This is a genomic window from Acinetobacter sp. AC1-2, from assembly GCF_016124155.1.
In the GTDB taxonomy this organism is placed as follows: Bacteria; Pseudomonadota; Gammaproteobacteria; order Pseudomonadales; family Moraxellaceae; genus Acinetobacter; species Acinetobacter calcoaceticus.
The window spans coordinates 1,708,360-1,726,482 of record NZ_JABFFO010000001.1 but is presented as its reverse complement, the minus strand read 5'-3'; the positions used below and the strand labels follow the sequence as shown (position 1 = coordinate 1,726,482).

Annotated in this window: 18 protein-coding genes and 2 pseudogenes; 9 read left to right on the top strand and 11 right to left on the bottom strand. The window is 38.5% G+C overall.

The features are described 5' to 3' along the window. The first annotated feature begins 21 nt into the window (after positions 1-21). Positions 22-471: a limonene-1,2-epoxide hydrolase family protein gene (locus HL290_RS08015; protein WP_198496133.1), complete on the top strand. Its 450-nt coding sequence runs from the start codon at positions 22-24 to the stop codon at positions 469-471. A gap of 8 nt (positions 472-479) precedes the next feature. Here the strand turns inward: HL290_RS08015 and HL290_RS08010 are convergent, their stop codons facing one another. From HL290_RS08010 to HL290_RS07985, 6 genes are all read right to left on the bottom strand, one after another. Further along, complete coding sequence (locus tag HL290_RS08010) at positions 480-1,691, bottom strand: GTP-binding protein (RefSeq protein ID WP_198496132.1); 1,212 nt, start codon at positions 1,689-1,691, stop codon at positions 480-482. Positions 1,692-1,733: 42 nt separating this feature from the next. After that, positions 1,734-2,381: a nitrile hydratase subunit beta gene (nthB, locus tag HL290_RS08005; protein ID WP_198496131.1), complete on the bottom strand. Its 648-nt coding sequence runs from the start codon at positions 2,379-2,381 to the stop codon at positions 1,734-1,736. 42 nt (positions 2,382-2,423) lie between these two features. After that, a complete protein-coding gene (gene nthA / locus HL290_RS08000) occupies positions 2,424-3,023 on the bottom strand; it encodes a nitrile hydratase subunit alpha (protein ID WP_017390305.1) in 600 nt (199 codons plus the stop codon). 84 nt (positions 3,024-3,107) lie between these two features. Next, entirely contained in the window at positions 3,108-4,622 is a 1,515-nt protein-coding gene (locus HL290_RS07995; protein WP_198496130.1) for an amidase, read from the bottom strand. A 140-nt stretch (positions 4,623-4,762) separates the two neighbouring features. Continuing rightward, positions 4,763-5,614 carry a transporter gene (locus tag HL290_RS07990; RefSeq protein WP_228134948.1) on the bottom strand — a complete coding sequence of 284 codons (852 nt, stop codon included), beginning with the start codon at positions 5,612-5,614 and terminating at the stop codon, positions 4,763-4,765. A 113-nt stretch (positions 5,615-5,727) separates the two neighbouring features. Then, positions 5,728-6,777, bottom strand: coding sequence for a phenylacetaldoxime dehydratase family protein (locus HL290_RS07985; protein ID WP_198496129.1), 1,050 nt, complete (start codon positions 6,775-6,777; stop codon positions 5,728-5,730). Positions 6,778-7,199: 422 nt separating this feature from the next. Between HL290_RS07985 and HL290_RS07980 the strand changes: the two genes are divergently transcribed. Further along, positions 7,200-8,150 carry a helix-turn-helix domain-containing protein gene (locus tag HL290_RS07980; protein ID WP_198496128.1) on the top strand — a complete coding sequence of 317 codons (951 nt, stop codon included), beginning with the start codon at positions 7,200-7,202 and terminating at the stop codon, positions 8,148-8,150. 5 nt (positions 8,151-8,155) lie between these two features. Further along, positions 8,156-8,347: pseudogene (locus HL290_RS07975) on the top strand (ethanolamine permease); the annotation flags it as partial. A 163-nt stretch (positions 8,348-8,510) separates the two neighbouring features. Here the strand turns inward: HL290_RS07975 and HL290_RS07970 are convergent. Next, positions 8,511-9,347, bottom strand: coding sequence for a metal-dependent hydrolase (locus HL290_RS07970; RefSeq protein WP_198496127.1), 837 nt, complete (start codon positions 9,345-9,347; stop codon positions 8,511-8,513). 451 nt (positions 9,348-9,798) lie between these two features. Between HL290_RS07970 and HL290_RS07965 the strand changes: the two are divergent. Next, a pseudogene (locus tag HL290_RS07965) lies at positions 9,799-10,074 on the top strand (TetR family transcriptional regulator); the annotation flags it as partial. A 107-nt stretch (positions 10,075-10,181) separates the two neighbouring features. Here the strand turns inward: HL290_RS07965 and rarD are convergent. After that, the gene (gene rarD, locus HL290_RS07960) at positions 10,182-11,081 is read right to left on the bottom strand and encodes an EamA family transporter RarD (protein ID WP_198496126.1); all 900 of its coding nucleotides are present in this window, start codon (positions 11,079-11,081) and stop codon (positions 10,182-10,184) included. Positions 11,082-11,190: 109 nt separating this feature from the next. On the opposite strand from rarD, the gene HL290_RS07955 reads away from it, so the two are divergent. Further along, positions 11,191-11,661, top strand: a complete 471-nt coding sequence (locus HL290_RS07955) for an Lrp/AsnC family transcriptional regulator (protein WP_198496125.1) — start codon at positions 11,191-11,193, stop codon at positions 11,659-11,661. Continuing rightward, entirely contained in the window at positions 11,658-11,774 is a 117-nt protein-coding gene (locus tag HL290_RS07950; RefSeq protein ID WP_320158883.1) for a helix-turn-helix domain-containing protein, read from the top strand. Before HL290_RS07955 ends, HL290_RS07950 begins: the two co-directional genes overlap by 4 nt. A gap of 103 nt (positions 11,775-11,877) precedes the next feature. On the opposite strand, the gene HL290_RS07945 is transcribed toward HL290_RS07950, so the two are convergent. After that, positions 11,878-12,315, bottom strand: a complete 438-nt coding sequence (locus HL290_RS07945) for a DUF2147 domain-containing protein (protein ID WP_198496124.1) — start codon at positions 12,313-12,315, stop codon at positions 11,878-11,880. A gap of 519 nt (positions 12,316-12,834) precedes the next feature. Between HL290_RS07945 and HL290_RS07940 the strand changes: the two genes are divergently transcribed. Then, positions 12,835-13,305 (top strand): spore coat U domain-containing protein, encoded by a 471-nt coding sequence (locus HL290_RS07940; RefSeq protein ID WP_056478946.1) that lies wholly within the window; start codon positions 12,835-12,837, stop codon positions 13,303-13,305. Positions 13,306-13,551: 246 nt separating this feature from the next. On the opposite strand, the gene HL290_RS07935 is transcribed toward HL290_RS07940, so the two are convergent. Then, positions 13,552-14,751, bottom strand: coding sequence for an MFS transporter (locus HL290_RS07935; RefSeq protein ID WP_198496123.1), 1,200 nt, complete (start codon positions 14,749-14,751; stop codon positions 13,552-13,554). Positions 14,752-14,837: 86 nt separating this feature from the next. On the opposite strand from HL290_RS07935, the gene HL290_RS07930 reads away from it, so the two are divergent. After that, positions 14,838-15,641 carry an AraC family transcriptional regulator gene (locus tag HL290_RS07930; protein WP_198496122.1) on the top strand — a complete coding sequence of 268 codons (804 nt, stop codon included), beginning with the start codon at positions 14,838-14,840 and terminating at the stop codon, positions 15,639-15,641. A gap of 13 nt (positions 15,642-15,654) precedes the next feature. Here the strand turns inward: HL290_RS07930 and HL290_RS07925 are convergent, their stop codons facing one another. Further along, on the bottom strand, positions 15,655-16,569 hold the full coding sequence (locus HL290_RS07925; protein WP_198496121.1) for a LysR family transcriptional regulator: 915 nt from the start codon (positions 16,567-16,569) through the stop codon (positions 15,655-15,657). A gap of 134 nt (positions 16,570-16,703) precedes the next feature. On the opposite strand from HL290_RS07925, the gene HL290_RS07920 reads away from it, so the two are divergent. Continuing rightward, on the top strand, positions 16,704-18,104 hold the full coding sequence (locus HL290_RS07920; protein WP_198496406.1) for an amidohydrolase family protein: 1,401 nt from the start codon (positions 16,704-16,706) through the stop codon (positions 18,102-18,104). The last annotated feature ends 19 nt before the right edge of the window (positions 18,105-18,123 follow it).

Below are 18,123 nucleotides of genomic sequence, written 5' to 3'. Positions count from 1 at the left end.
ATTTTTAGAGCAGTACCAGAAATGAAAACAACATTAAATAGTGATGTAAATAATATTGAAGCGCAATCTAAAGAAATCGTTGAGCGATTTCTAAATGCACTGGTGGAACAAGATCATGTCACGATCAGTGAATTACTCCATCCTGAGATCCTTTATACCAATGTTTCTTTACCGACATTTAAAGGTGGAAAAAGGGTGGCTGGTTTGATAAAGCTTGCGCTCAGCCGCACAAGACAATTAAAAATTAAAAATCATCAAGTTGTTGCGAAAGGAAATGTGGTACTCACTGAGCGTACAGATATTTTGAATATTGGACCATTTCATGTTGGCTTTTGGGTATGTGGTACATTTAAAGTTGAAAATGGAAAAATAATTTTGTGGCGTGATTACTTTGATTGGCTAAATGTGAGCAAGGGACTCATCAGAGGTTTTTTCGGGATAGGAATAACCAGTTTACGTCCAAAAATTTAGATTAAACATCAATAATCTGACCAAACATCAGGCCCATCCTTAATTTCGTCCATTGTTAATAAACAATCGTTGAGTTGCTGTTGAAGTTGTTCCCAGTCAATATTTTGACCGATAAAAACAATTTCCTGTCGACAGTCACCTGTACGTTCATCCCATTTTTCAAAAATACTATTACGACGATAAGCATCCTGAGGCCAGTCAGCCTGATTAATAAAATTCCACCATTTGCCTACATATTCCCATGCAAATTGATTTCCTGTTTGCACGAGCATCGCAATATCCTGATAACTGTTGGCAAACCAGATGTAGCCTTTACAACGTAATAAAGCACCATTATTCCATGCTTGCTGTAAAAAGCTCTGAAAACGTTGGGGATGAAAGGGAAGACGCTCATGATATACCCATGAAGAAATACCATAATTTTCAGATTCAGAATGAATATTCTCATTCGGATCCATCTGTTTCATCCATCCTGGGGACTTCACCAAATCAGGCAAATTGAATTTATGAGTATTTAGAATTTTTTCGAGATCAATTTCACCAAAGGACATGGGAAAAATTTCTGCTGCTGGGTTCAGTTCAGTGAGTAGTGATCGCAATTGATAGAATTGTTCTTGTCCAATCACATCAACACGACTGACTAAAATAACATTAGCGTATTCCACTTGTTCGATCAAAAGATCCGATAATGGGCGTGTTGTCGACAACTCTTCTTCTTGATGAGCTGTTTCTACTTTGTCATTGGATTGAATCATTTGAGCAAAGTTCTCACCATTTACTACAGTGACCAGCGTATCTAAACGGGCCAGCTCACTTAAGCTAAAACCATTTTGATCAAGAAAAGCAAATGTTTCGGCAACAGGCATGGGCTCTGAAATACCCGTTGATTCTATTAAAATATAGTCAAACTGTGACTTGCGCGCGATTGTACTAATTTGTTCGAGTAAATCGGCTCTTAAGGTGCAACAGATACATCCGTTGCTCATTTCAATTAATTGATCAGTACCACGACTGAGATCTACATGACGACGCACATCTTCAACATCAATATTAATTTCACTCATATCATTGACGATTACTGCTACTTTCATATTCTGCTGATGATTCAGAATATAGTTCAGTAGGGTCGTTTTGCCTGAACCTAAAAATCCAGATAAAACTGTCACAGGAATACGAGAGGAATTAAGTTCAAATTCTGATTTTAATGATATTGCTGTCATGCATGACCCCATAGTTCGTGATAGTTAATATAGAAAATCAGGTTAAGAGGTCTGAGCTTTATCTAAATAGCTTTCAAATAAATCAACAACTACCGAACCTTCAAGACCTGCATCTCCCCATAATTCCTGTGTTGAAAATTCAACATGATAAGTGGGTTGGGGTAATGCATCAGAATGACCATGGCCCGCAGCATCTGGGAATGGCCACTTTTCTGTGGTGCGGTGAAGGACAACACCTGTTTTTCCTCTTACATAGGCAGGTACACGAATATGACCAGAAATATATTCATCACGAACAGTAACTCGGTCTCCAACTTCAAATGGTGGACGTCCTGAAATTGCAGCGCGACCATTTGAATGATTTGGGGTAGCGAGTTGAAAATGCGAACCTAGAGCGTCATCTAGTTCTTCTTGCGTAATCACACCAGTCTCTGTAAGCAAAGTGGCTGTTGCAATCACATAACGCTCGTAATATTCAGTCCCAACATGTTGCCGTAAACCAATACGTTCTACAGCATGACGAATCTGATCAATATTAAATTTATTGAGATGTCCTGCACCTAAAAACATTAATGTGTAGGCGAGGTGCTCCCAGTCTTTTTTAAATACAGGTTTGTAACTCTTGCTATTTATTTGGTGATCAATTGAGCCAAAACCTTGCATACCACCTAAATCATGAAAACCATCCATTATCATTACTCCACTATATAGTTGATAAAGCGTTACTAAAAACTAAGGCAATTTGGGCAATGCAACACCAATAAGTACGTCCTTGGTGATGAGCTTTCGAAGTTCTTCTTCAGTCATATGCTCAGTTCCTTCGGGGCGCATTGGTAATACCAGATAACGTGTTTCGGCAGAGGTATCCCATACTTTGATTTTGATATCTTCGGGTAATTCTGTGCCCAGTTCTTTTAGTACCGTGCGGCCTTCACGCACTAATCGCGCCCGAAATTCAAAACTCTTGTACCATTCTGGTGGTAAGCCCAACACGGGCCAGTTAGTACAAGAACAAAGGCTGCAAACAATTACATTTTTGATTGTTGGTGTATCTTCAAGGGCAACAATATATTCACCCTGTGGGCCGGTATAACCAAACATTTCACATGCAGCTGTGCCATTACTTAATAACAGCTCACGATAGGCTGGGTCAGTCCACGCTTTAGCAACCACATGAGCGCCGTTAGCCGGATCAAATTTATTGGCAAGCAGATCGGTTAAACCTTCGATAAATCCTTCTGGTATTAATCCTTTATTGCTCAGCACTTTGTGTAATGCCCATGCTCTCTCGCCTGGGGTGGAGTTTGATGTTTTAGAAACAGATGTACTCACGTGTAATACTCCTTGGTAGAGATGAGTTTCAACGAACCATATTCATGAAGAAATGGTTTGATTGAATGAACGTTTTGATTTTGCTTAAAAAGTTTTCCAGTCAACCGCTGCTTCAAAAGCTGCTGCTGCTTGATAAATGGTGCCTTCGTTAAAGTGACGTCCGATGAGCATCATGCCAACAGGTAGATCATCTACGAGCCCACATGGCACACTCATCGCTGGATGGCCTGTAATATCTTGTGGTGCTGTATTTCCAATCATTTCAAAGGCACGGGTAATATATTCAGTTAATGAACAATCTGAGTCAGGCAGAGGTTGGGCAACAATAGGTAGAGTTGGCATTAATAGAAGATCGTATTCAGCCAATTTTTGGTCATAACCTGCACGGGCACGTCGTACAATATTTTGTGCTTTAGCGTAGTAACGACCTGAATAGTTTCGAATGCCGTATTCACCCACAAACATACAGACTTTTAATGTTGGAGAAAGTTGATCGGCTTTTTGACGCCAGTCTTTATGTTTATCGAGTAGTTTGACATCGTATAAGCCTTCCCAATTGAAGCCCATGCCATTCCCATGCATCATTTGTGCAGTCAGGCCTTCGCAGCCTATCGGTGTCCATAATGCACCTGCGAGTTGATGTTCAGGCAAAGAAATTTCTTCAACAATAGCACCGAGTTTTTCAAACTCCGCTGCGGCTTGGCGGACTTTTTCTGCCACTCTTTGATCCATGTTGGGTAGAGCAAAGCCTTCGTTAACAACACCGATTTTTAAATCCTTCACACCGCGATCTAAATAACTTGTGTAGTTTTCAACGTGAACAGCATATTGACGTGGATCCAGCCCATCGATGCCTGCGATGACTTCAAGCAGTAGTGCATTATCTTGAACCGAACGGCTTATTGGCCCTGCATGATCAATAGTATTTTCAATAGGCATAATCCCGCTATATGGAACCAATCCATGGGTTGGTTTCATCCCATAAACACCACAAAAAGCAGCGGGAATACGGATTGAGCCGCCTTGATCGCAAGCAATTGCTAAATCGACATCGCCGTTTGAAACAAGTGCAGCACTGCCAGATGATGAACCACCTGCACAATAGCCGTGACGATATGGATTGTGTACTGGGGCTGGGTCTGAGGTGTGGCTGCCACCCGATAAACAGAAATGTTCACAAGTCGCTTTACCTAAAATCGTAGCACCCTCATCAAGCATACGAGTCACTACAGTGGCATCATAATCGGGTATGAAACCTTCCAATGTAGATGAACCATTCATCATTGGAACTTGAGCAAGTGAGACATTATCTTTCAGAGCAACTGTTTTTCCTGCAAGTTTTCCAGTGGGTGCACCTTTGACTTCAGTTTTGTAATACCATGCATTGAGATGATTTTCGGTTACGTCAGGACGATAAGGTTCAGTACGTGGGTAGTGAACTTCTGGAATTTCATCTGCCAGATCATCAATCAAATCGTATGCATCAAAATTAGCCTGCATAACACTTAGATATTCCACGGCTTCTGCGTCAGTCAACTGCATGTGCAGGTTGTTTGCAATCTGTTTTAAATCGTCGATAGTTGGTCTTTGAATTGCCATAATTTTTTACCCGTCACTTGTTATTCTGACTGAAGATATTCTTTAAATTAGTCTGTTCTTTTCTTGAAAACTTGATTTAAAGCGCCAGACAATTGTTCGAAAAGGACAACATGAGCAGTTATCCTGATAGGGGCTAACTTTTAAAAAATGCGTAAATAACGTAAGTTGAGACGAAAATCTTCTTTAAGGCCATCATCTACTGAAAGATCACGGCCCAGTTGCACTACGAACTGGTCTTTAGGCGTCATAAATTTGCTAATAGCAAAGCGAATGTTGGTGGTTTCGGTTGAGTTGTCCTGTGAAACATTATTGATTTTGGTTTCACCACCCCAGTTATGCCCGATGCCTAATCCCAAAGAGGTTGTGGCATTTGGCATATAGCGTCCCATGACTTGTGTTTCAAATGAGATATCCTGTTTAAGGGTGTCAGAATTTGCCCCGTAGTTGTCGTTGTTTGTGTAAAACACCACATCACCCACCAGATCTAATGCCCAGTTTGGTGTGAAATGTTTAACATATGCACCCTGTAAATCAAATTTCCAGCGATTACTCCCCAAATTTAACGGTTTATCATTGTCGTAATCTCCGGTCGGAGCATTAAGATAAAGCGTTCCTGCAAGAACATCTTTAGCATCATTTAAGCGATAGCGGACAGGAGCGGTTAAAACAAGATCTCCTATACCAGAGGTGCTCCCAAGTCCGCTGGCATTGTCTTTACCTTCAACGCGACCAAAGGGTAATAAGAACTGTGGCTCAATGGTGACGCGATCGCTGAGTTCGAATACATGGATCATCCTTGCGATTCCTATGTTTGATTCGACTTTCATATCTTTTGCGGCAGTTGAACCATTGCTATAAAGAGCATCGGTCGTGGCATGTTGATAATATATTGCACCGAGAGTTAGGCCACCGGGAGCTTGCTCATAGTCACCTGGCATCACTTCAGCCCCATGTGTTTCAGCATATGCAGCCAGTAGGGCTATTAACATCATGTAATATTTATAATATTTTGAATTCATTTGCATTTCCTTTAGGCAATAACCAGCCATGAGCACAGTCAGACTGTGCCTGTATTCTTGTGAAATAAAATAATTTTTAGGGTTATTTAGGTGGTTTGTGCGTCCCGCATCATGCCTGTTTGGGAGTGGCAATTGATGTATTCAAATATTTGATGTTTGGCATCGCTGACTGAAACTTCATGATAAAGACGCAAGTTTTGTAAGCCAGTAACAACTTTGAAGAAAGTGGTAAAAATTCTGAGATGGGTAGGATGTGATTCTGCCCAGCGTTCTAGTTTATCTAGTGAGCGCCAGTAACCTATATCGTAAGCGATATCAAGTAAGTTACCCTCAAGATCAACATTCCGAACAAAACGGTTGCTATAGCATCCTACAGATTGGCCTTCATCGCGAAGGAAATCCATGCCATCCTGCAATGAAGGCAGCATTTCATTAAAATATAATGCTCTTTCCTGTTCATCTGCATTGACCCAGTCCTGACCAGAACGAATTAACGTAATATTGTCATGGCCCTGTACGACTACACGTCCACCTTTTTTAGGATCACCTGAAAGTATCTGTAATTCGCCGTTGGCTAACATGCGATCTGTCTGTGAAACCGGAAAGCGTTCTCGTGCTGATCCCCAATATCCATGTTCTTGAATATCATCGCTGATACGATCCATGACCGCACCCACACCAGGCAAATCTTCTTTAAATGCATATAAGGTTTCAAATTGTTCAGCCCGTGGTGAAACAATTTCACGAAAATAACCGATACCATCATTTAAACGGTCATCTGAATTCCACCAGTCATTGACCTCTGCTAAACGTGCCCATTGACAGTAGGCAGCGGGATCACGCCAGTAACCAACCACAATATAATTTTCATAGTTCTGATTATCAGTATGATGTGTTATATCGTGATTTAATGGTCCGTTTTCTAAACCAAAACTTTTTACGATGTGCTGCATCGCTTTTACAGCCGTAGCTTTTTGGTCAGGTTTAAACTGTATACCTAAATAAGCCATCACAACTTGCTGAAGATCTGCATCAGCCCGAGCTACCCACATGGCAAATGGGGGTTCATATTCATCATGAATTCGGCGGCTAAGTGTGCGAGGACATTTTAGATGTTTGTCGATTGCTGATTCCATTTCCTTTCTCCTACATTTCTTATTGCAGTGTTTCAATCGCAAAATTCGTATTGCCTTAATCAAAACAATTAGGCGTTGTTTTAACGGTTGTTTATGTTGGGGGAGCACCGTTGTTATATTGATATTACGCAAGGCATAAAACGAAACTTGGTCAGAATGGACAATCGCTTGTTTAAAAAAGACAGGTTTTAATTTGATCAAAAAAAAAATATCGTTTAATTTATAGTGAGCTGTTGATGTTGCAGGATTGCTCGCTCAGCATGTAAAAAAGTATAAGTAGATGAATAAAACAAACGAGTCTTATGGAAAAGACTTTAACTGTGCAAAGAGATATTAGAAAAGTAGTGGTATGAAAGTTGCTTGATAAAAGCAAGACCATATTTTTTGACATCTTGCGTAGTCGTATAAGGGATTAAATTGCCATGAATCATTATCAGTCATTAAATCCGATTCATTATTCAACTCAAGATATAAATGCATCTGAACGTTTCGAATATTGGAATGATGTTGTGTTACGGCACTGTATTCCAGCTCAAAGCAAGCCTGAAGATGAAAAATCTTTTAATGGTGAATTAAGTGTACGTCATCTTGGTTTGATAGATATATGCACTGTTTCATCAACTATGCACTTTTGGGAACGCACCGAAAAGCATCTACGGTTTGGGCCAAATGATGATTTGTGGCTTGGATTTATGGAAAATGGTTGTGGACAATTAGCCCAAGGTGGCAGAACAACACAATACCGAAATAATAGCCTCATGCTATACGATGCTGCACAAACCTTTCAGTTCAATTTAGCCGGAAACAAAAATCACTTAATCCGAATTCCTCGCTATTTATTAATCAATCGTGTTCCTAATATTGAACATTTAACTGCTCAAGTTTTGGATGAAACTCGGCCTGGAATTATTCCTTTGCGTGAGATGCTACGTCAATCAGTAGATCAAGCATTTGATTTTTCCAACATAGATTTTGCTGAACGCTTTGCTAAATCAGCTTTAGAGTTATTGGTATTAAGTTTAGAAGTACAGGATATTGCTAAGGTAAATATTGAGCGGGATTTATATAGTAAAGCGATGAGTTTTATTTTAAGAAATTTACAAAATCCTGAACTTAACTTAGAAAAGATTGCACAGACACATTGTGTATCAACACGCACATTAAGTAGGGCATTTGCAAGACATCAAAAGACAGTCATGTCAGTCATTTGGTCTGAACGTTTAATAGCAAGTCGTGACGCACTAAAAAGTGGTCGGGTGGCTAGCATTTCTGAAGTAGCTTTAGATTATGGTTTTACTGATTTTTCACATTTTAGCCATGCATTCAAAAAAGCTTTTGGTGTAACACCTCGAGAATATTTTAAAAAGTGTTAGTTCCCTGTATCTCTTTGATTCTTGCCACCGTCACTGTAGTTGCAGGTTTAATGATTAATCCAAAAGTTTGCTTATTAGACGTGCTGATTTATCTCGGATTTATACTTTATTACTTGCTATACAGTGGTCATTATTTGTTTAAAGCTACTCCTGGGCAAGAGTTTGCCATGATTGATGACTGTTTTTTAGTGCGATAAAAATAAAGAGGCTTAGGCCTCTTTATTTGTTTAATTAGTTTTTTTAATTGAAATTGCTCTTGTACTCAAAGCTTGCCAAATAAGGCTTTTGGAAATCTAGTATTTGAAAAGATTGTCTTACAGGGAGAGCATTCATAGAATACTCTTCAAGTATCTGCTTTTGTTAAATTTTAAGTTTTAATTCTTTCTGCCAGCGTTGTTCGAGTTGTTTTGTATCATAGTCAAATGGATGAAATGATGGACGAATATAGTCGAGGAACTCTTTAATAACGGTAATATTAAATAGCCCTGTTTTCGGGTGCGTAATTTGACTTATAGATTGCAGGTGCTTTTTTGATAGTAACTTCTTATCTGCTAGTAAAAGACGGGCTGTGCCATAGGTCATTAATCCTGCAAAAGCACTACACCCAAGTACCATCCATGCAATGCGTCTAATATATCCACCACCTGCAGCATGATAGGCATCAAAAAACACTGCTTTATGTTCGTTTTCTTCAACGGCATGCCAAAGCCATAAATTACGTAGAGGACCAACCATCCTTTGATTCCACGCATTATTACGTAATAACTCTGCTCCAAAAGTTCCATTACAGTGTTCAATTGCACAGCCGATTGCCATACGATCCATTAACGGTAAAGTACGATCTAGCAGGGTATATATCTGAATTAATTGATGCTCAAAAGTTTCAATATCAATGCCATTTAGATCAGCATAACGATGATATGCAGTATGTTCTTTGGCATGCATGGCTTCTTGACCTATAAATGCACTGATATCAGCCTGTAATACTGGGTCAGTAATACGTTCTCTAAGTGTACGCAACATTCTTATTAAAAATAATTCACCTTGTGCTGTTATTGCCGATAACGTATTCAAAAAATGACTATAAAGGGGATCTTGATCAAACCAATAACGTGTAGAAGGATCAAAATTAAACTTAATATTTCGAACAGGAAAGGATGATTTAACTTTTTGTACAGCGTTAATTGTGGTTGACATGATGAATATTACTCCAATATAGAGGGGTGATGTACATGAATAACCATGAATGTCGTAGATCGAACATAATGAATATTTTACAAAAGAACGATTTGGTTCTTTTGTAAAATATTAGCACTCTATTTGTCAATTAATTTTTGACAATTCGTGTTGTCAAAAAAAAGTGTTAGGTATAATATTCTTATATATTTCTTGTATTTAATGTGATTTATTACATGGATATATTTTTCAAGGTTTAAAATTAATACAATAGTCATCTATCATTTCTATAAGGCGTATGAGGAGTTTTTAGCAAGCTCGAGTTTTTGGAATTTTATTGAGAGCATCACCCGCTGTAAGTGCTTCGGCTAGATGATTAGTTTTAAAGAGTTAGAAAATAATAGAGAGAGAAACCCCTTTTATAAAACCTAATTTGACAATAACTTATTAATTATCCTTACTTTTTAATGATCTATTATTTAAAGCAATTTTTGAAACGAAACAGATCTATCCAAACGCCTATCAAGTTGCGATTAAATATAGAACGTGGCTCACCAATGAAATCTATAGCCAGTTTAGAGCACTCAAAACCGATGCGACTTTTCAGGATGCAAAGCTATTTTTATATATGATTGAAGGGGTAATTATTCAGCTTTTAAGTTCAGATGGGGCGGACCAGAGGGAAAGGGTGTTGGATTGTTTTTTAATCAACTATGGATGTAAATACCTACCTCTAATGTCTGAGTAGTTCAGCGATATCCTGCACGATTAATTGTAACCACTTTAGGCCATTCATCGTGCATATTGGATACTGGGTCGTAAATCTTTTTAAAAGACAGCTATAAATTTCGAAAGTTAAGCATAAGTATTTTTCTTTATGCTATTTACCCCTTCAATGATAAGAGTACAAACCGCTAACCATATTGCAATGTAAGTGGGCCATTCATCAGTTTTAATGGTTTCACCAAGTAATATAGATACGCCTAATAATAGTATTGGTTCAACATATACAAGAAGCCCAAAAAGCGTCAAATTTAGATGCGGTGCTGAAAGAGATTGAAAGCCTAAAGCAAGTGCACTGATCAAACCTAAGCCTGAAATTAACCACATTGTTTCAGGGTTGCTCATCAATTCAATTGAGCCAATATTCCCGTTAAAAATAAAGAATAGGCTAATAGGTAAACTCAGGATCATATCGAACCAAAGCCCTCCAATATGATTAGTATTAGTTTTTTGTCTTAACCAAAAATAAATCGGATAACCTAAACAAATAAGTAAAGTTGGCCATGTCAGTGTTTTTGATATTACCAACATGTTAATAATTCCAAGGATGGCAAAAATACAGGATATTTTTTGCAATCTCGACATTCTTTCTTTAAATGCGATTCGCCCTACAATTACCATAATGATGGGCATTAAAAAATATCCAAGAGATACATCGAGGCCGTAACCATTGGTAGGGGCCCACATGAATAACCAAAGTTGTAATCCAATAAGAAAAGCAGAAAATATACGAGTTAAAAAGAAAAAGCGGTCTAGAAATATACGAGTGTATATATCACGCACTTGTTGCCAATTTCCTTTCAAAATAATAAAAAGAGTTAAACAGGGAAAAGTCAGCAATATACGCCAACCATACATTTCGTTCCCCTGTAATGAGTGTAGTAAAGATGTATAGGCAAACATTAAAGCAAATAGGATAGAGCCAATTACATTGAGAGTTATACCAAGAGCCGTATTCGATTGAGTATGCATAGATATTTAATAGCAGAGTCTTTTAATTGATATTTTATTTCAGGTTGATTGATAATTAGGCTCTTATTTCTTAATATAAATGAGAAAATTTCTCACCGTATGGTTTGTGATGACATTAGATAAATTTGATTTAGCTTTACTTGAACTTCTTCAAAAAGATTGCCATATCCCATTACGTGAATTAGCAGATGATATTCATTTATCTACCGCTTCAGTGCAGCGTCGAATCCAAAAGCTACGTGAAAATGGCTATATTATTGGAAATATTGCTGTTTTAGACCCTGATAAATTAAATCAAGTGATTACAATTCTGGTCGAGATTCGAGTAAATAAAACTCATGCGACTGATCTAGATGATCTTAAAAAAAGCTTCTCTGGGCCAGAAATTCAGCAATGTTATTATGTCACTGGTGAGGCAGACTTTATGTTGGTGCTATTAGTACCGAGTATGAGTCGGTTTCAAAAGATTTGTGATGAGCTATTTCACAATAATTCTAATGTAGAGTGGTTCAAGACAACTGTTGTACTAGATCGAGTAAAAGTTACGTTAGAAGTTCCAGAAATAGATAAAAAGTTATAAATAGCATTTCTGAAGTAGCTTTAGATTATGGTTTTACTGATTTTTCACATTTTAGCCCTGCATTCAAAAAGGCTTTTGGTGTAACACCTCGAGAATATTTTAAAAAGTCTTAAGAATATTCAGACAATTTTGAAAAAATTGCATGGCTCTTGAGATAAAGGATTAAGTCAAAAAACCATGCAATTTATAAATAAAGTCTTTTAAAGACCTAGAAGCTTATTTAATTCGATACCATGTTTGGTTCCGACCAATTGCAGAGATACCAATGTATCCACGAGCGATAAGTTTGCTCCCATCTGGTGACATTGTTGCACTAAAACGATATGTCTTATCTGACTGAGGGTCGAGGATAGATCCTTTGTCATATTTATTTTGACCGACGCTTTTTAAATTTTTGACAATGGTTAAACCAATTAAAGATTTGTTTTTGTAAGTACCTTCACACATCGTACATTTATTGGCTTCACTCGGAACGAGTATTTTTTCGATGTTAGCAGAGAGGTTACCATTTTTATCTTCGCTAAATTTTACCAGTGCTCTGGGTTCATTGGTTGCATCATCAATTGTTTTCCAAACACTGCCATGTAGTTTGTCTGAAGCAAATGAATGAATCGAATAAAAGCTGAGTAAAAGTAATAATAAATATTTTTTCATATCAATAGTTTCTCTAATTAAAAATGGGTGGCTTTAATCGCCAGAATGATTCATTTTAAATTCAACTTCACAATCTTCTTTATATTGAATCAATAAGATAAATAATATGTAAAGTTATAATCTATTTCGCGTAATATTATTTTGATCGTTTTTTTTATGCAATTGCGATAATAGACAGAATTAACAAATACATCCTCAAAAGTTGATTATCAGATCATAAATTATTAACAACTTTTTGAAGCATGCGCTGATTAGGCAGATATAAATTGTGATAAATGATGACAAAATATGTATTTATGAGAAATAAAAACATCAACTACTTTTTAAATTGGTTGAATTGCGTGTAATTCATCACAAATTCTGAAAAATAATATGGAAATCATTTGTTTAGTATTGATTGACAGTCCGCAATATTAAGTTTTATAACTAAAAGATCCTGAAAACTGTTTCTTTAACCAGAACAGAGAAATAACAATATAAAGACGAATAGATATTAGAACGAAAATATAAGGAGAAGACATGAAAGTCATTAAATACGCCTTATTTTCTCTTATGGGAATGCTGATAATAAATAGTGCAGATGCTGGAAATACATCTACAGCATTGAAAGTCAGTTTAACCATTGTAGAAACGTGTGAAGTTTCCACTCAAGGAAATTTAGATTTTGGTTCAGTTGTTCGCTCTCAGCCAGTTGCTGGTGCAAGAACGGATGTATCTGTCCAATGTAGTCAAAATACACCGTATCAATTAGCTGTAACTTCAGACAATAACTTTGAACTTAAATCTGCTGCAAGCACAGCATCTGTTGCATATGTACTCTATCAAGATGCTGGCCATACCCAAATTTGGGGAGGGTCAGGAAGTAAAATACGTTCAGGAATCGCTACAGGAATGAAAGAAACTATTCCTATTCATGGGGCAATTACATCGAGTACCAATGTTCAGGCAACCAAGTATGAAGATTGGGTTCGTGTGAATGTTATATATTAATAATAGAAAAAATAATGATGAATATGACAATCCCACTCTAGCAATAAACAAAGACCAGTATGTTTGTTACTATGATTTGATATCAAACTTCTGTGCAGCCATCACAAGGTGCGATGGATTGAACCTTGTTGAGCTGCACAATTGGAGCGGTTATTTAAGTCGACAAAAATTGATCATTTTTGCTTTTTTATTATAGAAATGATCAGATTATTTTTATTCAATAAATTAAATAACTCGATTAAGTCTTTAATTTAAACTTCCCTTATGCTCAATGTGTTTATTTCTTCCAGCCAGAATTCCACTAAAAGCACCTAATACAGCGATTATTGAAGTCATCAGTAAAGGTACTGTCCAGTCGCTAAAGAAATCAAAAAGCTTGCCAAATAGTAATGGTCCTGATGCTGCCATTAAATATCCAATACATTGAGACATACCGGAAAGTACTGCTGCATCTTCGGTTGTGTTGGTACGCAATACGATAAAGGTTAGACCTAACATCATACTGGCACCACAGCCAAAACCGAGTATGAGAGACCATAGCAATGCAAATTTTGGAGCAAATGCAAAACCAGCAAATGCTATAGCTGATAATAAACTGACTACAACCGCAGCTAAGCGTTGATCATTCATACGACGTAATGTCGCTGCTAAAATCAATCCGGGAATTGCTGTGGCTAATTGAAGAGAACCGTGCATTGAACCTGCTTCAGCAGCCGATAATCCTTTGTTCATTAGTATTGTTGGTAACCAACCCACAGCAATATAAAAAGGCATGGCATTTAAACCCATAAAGAGAGTGACCTGCCAAGCCAGTGAAGATTTCCATACGGCGCTACTAGAGTGAGGATTATTTTTATATACATTAATCGTTTCATGATTTTTTAATTGAGGAATCCAAACTAAAAGTGCCAGAACAGGTGCCAGTACAAATATGGATAAAGCAATATGCCATCCCCAAGCGGTGGTAAGGGGAATAACTGTAGCTGATGCAATTGCTCCACCTGCCCCCATCGTAATAGAGTAGGCACCTGTTAATGATGCAGCTCGTGAATGGAAATTTCGTTTGATTAAGCCCGGTAATAAAACGTTACCTAGTGCGATTCCAATACCGATCAGTAATGTTCCAAAGAAAGTCATCCATGCACTTTGTCCTGAGCGGATAAGAATTCCTAATGCTATCGTTGCGAGTGCACAAAATAGTGTGCGTTCAATACCAAATTTTTTAGCTATAGATGCACTTAATGGTGAAAATATGGCAAAGGCAATGAGTGGTAAAGAAGTGAGAAATCCTATTGCTGTTGTACTTAAATTAAATTCTTTTTGAATCCAAGGTAATACAGGAGCAATACCTGTAAACGGCAATCGTAGGTTTAATGCAATAAGAAGGATACCTATAATCAGGAATATGGCTTTAAGGTTAAGTTGTTGCTTCAGAAGACTACTCATAAAATTAAAAGGAAATGCAAAGAAAGGCATTTTATGAGATAAAGTTTTGGCAAAATATCAATGTTTGGACAGGTTATATCTAAAATATGCCAAAAAATAAGATACTGGTAAGTTCTAGTGAAGATTTCGATTCAGATGTCTTTGAGCAAACAGCGATTGCTTTGCAATTAGCCCCACGATTAAAACCCATTGAGCCAAAACAACACAATCATCGAAAAGGTCAATTAATTTTGTCTTTACGTGGGGCTGTTACATGCGAAGTGGCTCATGCATTGTGGCTAGTTCCTCCACAACATGCTGTCTGGATACCCAGTGGTATACCGCATAGCTGTCGTGCTACCGAAAATGCTCAAACATATTTTTTATTTATTGAACCAGATGCCAACTTAATGCCTAATGAATGTTGTACTGTTGCGATTACGCCGTTGGTTCGCGAGTTAATTCTTTATTTGGCCGAGCAAGATCCGTCATATCAATCTGATGGACCAACCGCACGTATTGTTACGGTACTATTAGAGCAACTCTCAAAAGCGTCAATTCAAGAGTTACATTTACCAATTTCAGACCATCCGAAAATAAAATATATGGCAGATATACTTATATCTGACCCAAGTAATCGAATGACTTTGAAACAATGGTCAAATCAGCTCGCAATAAGTGAAAGATCATTAGCAAGACTAATAGAAAAATCTACAGGACTGAGTTTTGGAAAATGGAGACAACAGCTTCATTTAATGATCGCTTTAGCTCAATTAGCTGAAGGGAATTCTGTTCAGAATGTTGCAGGGAATCTTGGCTATGACTCGGTAAATGCTTTTATCACAATGTTCAAAAAATCACTTGGCCAATCACCAACAAAATATTTTTCTTCACTGGAAATCAAAAGTTAAGACATTTATAACTTTAACTTGAATCAGATTGTCGATCACTTATTAGCTCGGCCATCCAGTCTGAAAATACGCGTACCGCTGGTGAAAGAAAACGCTGATGCGGATAAAGTAAAGTGACGGTAACAGGCGATGGGCACCAGTCTTGTAATACGGCGATAAGTCTTTTTTCTTTTAAGTGTTCCGTCACAAGTCTTTCAGCAAGTTGAGCAAGTCCGTATCCTTCAAGGCACATTTTTATATAAAGCTCAGTTTCATTAACGGCGACAGTACCATTCATTTGTACAGTTTTTTTCTCTCCATTTCGTACAAAGCGCATTTCACCTGCATGTCTATTGTTCCCTGAAAAATAATGAATAGCTCGATGATGTGCTAAATCATCGGGAGTTTGTGGAGTTCCTTTCTCTTTTAAATATGCTGCCGAAGCGCATGTTACCCAGCGAAATTCACCAAGTGGGCGGGCAACCAGCGTGGAGTTCTCCAAATTTCCCATGCGAATTACGCAGTCCACACCTTCCTTAATAAGGTCTACTTGTCGATCGCTGACGCCTATCATGAGGTAGATATCTGGATAACGCCGTTGAAACTCTTGCAGGTTCGGCATAATCACCGAATGAGCGATGCCCGCAGGCATATCAACACGTAATCGACCCTGTGGCTTTTTGATTGCATTGGTCAGGTTGGATTCGGTATGTTCAATCAGGTCGAGTATTTCTCGGCACTGGGTCAGATATTCTGCTCCCTCTGGCGTCAGGCTAACCCGTCTTGTTGTTCTGTTTAACAGACGCACTTGTAAATACTTTTCAAGATTTTTAATTGTACTAGTGACTGTTGAGGCAGGTAGGGAAAGTGCCTCTGCTGCATGGATAAAGCTTTCAGCTTCTGCCACCCGAACAAAAATCTGCATTGCCTGAATACGATCCAATCTCATACCTTTGTCCCAATACTATACTTACACCCTTAGATTATTCGCTTTCACTGAATAATAAAAACAGTTTAACCAGCTTTTTCAGCATTATCACTTCAGATAGATTTTCAGCATACATTTGAGAAGTTGGAATAATGATGACTGATTACAACAGAAACATAGTGCAGCTGACTGAGTCTTCGCCAAATAGAACACTGATTCGCGGGGCGACGATCCTAAGCATGGATAGCGTGATTGGGAACATGGTTCGCGGAGATATTCTGATTGAGAGCGGCAAGATTACCGCCGTGGGTGAAAATTTAGAAGCTGAAGGTGCAGCTATTATTGATGCATCCAATATGATCGCGATGCCGGGTATGGTCGATACTCATCGACATTCATGGGAAGGCCAACTGCGACGGATTAATCCGAATGCCGAAACCTTAGAAGACTATTGCAACGCGACGCATTATTCTTTTGCGAAGTACTATCGCCCAGCAGATATGTACATCGGTAATTTGCTTACAGCGCTAGGATGTATAGATGCGGGTATCACAACAGTGATTGATAACTCGCATAATAGTCGTAGTGCCGCTCACTCTGATGCGGCTGTTGAAGCTTTACTAGATGCTGGTATTCGAGCTGTACACGCTTCTGGTGCACCAGTCTCAGGAGACTGGGACAGAACGAACTGGCCTAGCAATCTCGAACGCCTACAAGAAAAATATTTTAAAAACAGCGAAAAAAACAGCGAAAACACTTTGGTATCACTGGCTGCCATGGCTCAGCTAGAACCTGAACTATGGGCTGAGTCACGCAGATTGGGGCTGCCAATTATTACTGAATTTTTTGGTGGTGAAATGGCTGCTGCACTAGAGGGTCTACATCAGCAAGGTCTGCTAGGACCAGATAATATCTTTAACCACTGTACCTCACTGCCAGACGCTGGATGGGAAATTTTGCGCGAGGCTGGAGTACGAGTAAACGTATGCCCACGATCAGATGCCCATTATGGCATCGAAGATGGTATGTTTGCCATGCAATCGGCTTTACGTCACGGCATTAGACCCGGTTTGAGTGTTGATAATGAAACGTCTTACAGTGGCGATATGTTTATGGAAATGCGCGTAGCATTTTACTTACAGCGTGTAATGGGAATGCATCAGAACAAATGTTGTGGTTCAGCACATTCGCCAGTGACCCTTCAAGCTCAAAACCTTCTAAAAGCTGCAACGGCTGATGGTGCCGCTTGCGCAGGTCTGCAAGAAAAAATCGGTAGCCTGACAGTTGGTAAACAGGCTGACTTGATATTGATTCGAACAGATGACATTAACCTTTATCCGTCTGGTAATGCTTTTGGCACGGTAGTTCATGCAGCTGAGCGTAGCAATATTGATACAGTGATGATTGGCGGACGAATCGTTAAACGTGACGGTAAAGTGTTGGGTGTGGACAGTGAGCGACTTCGTGCAGCGATTGATGAATCTCGCCAGCATCTTTTTGCTGCGGCTGGTTATGCTCCAGATATTTTTGCTGAGACATTTCAGCCTCTTGAGTAAATTGGATAAAAGGGGGCAA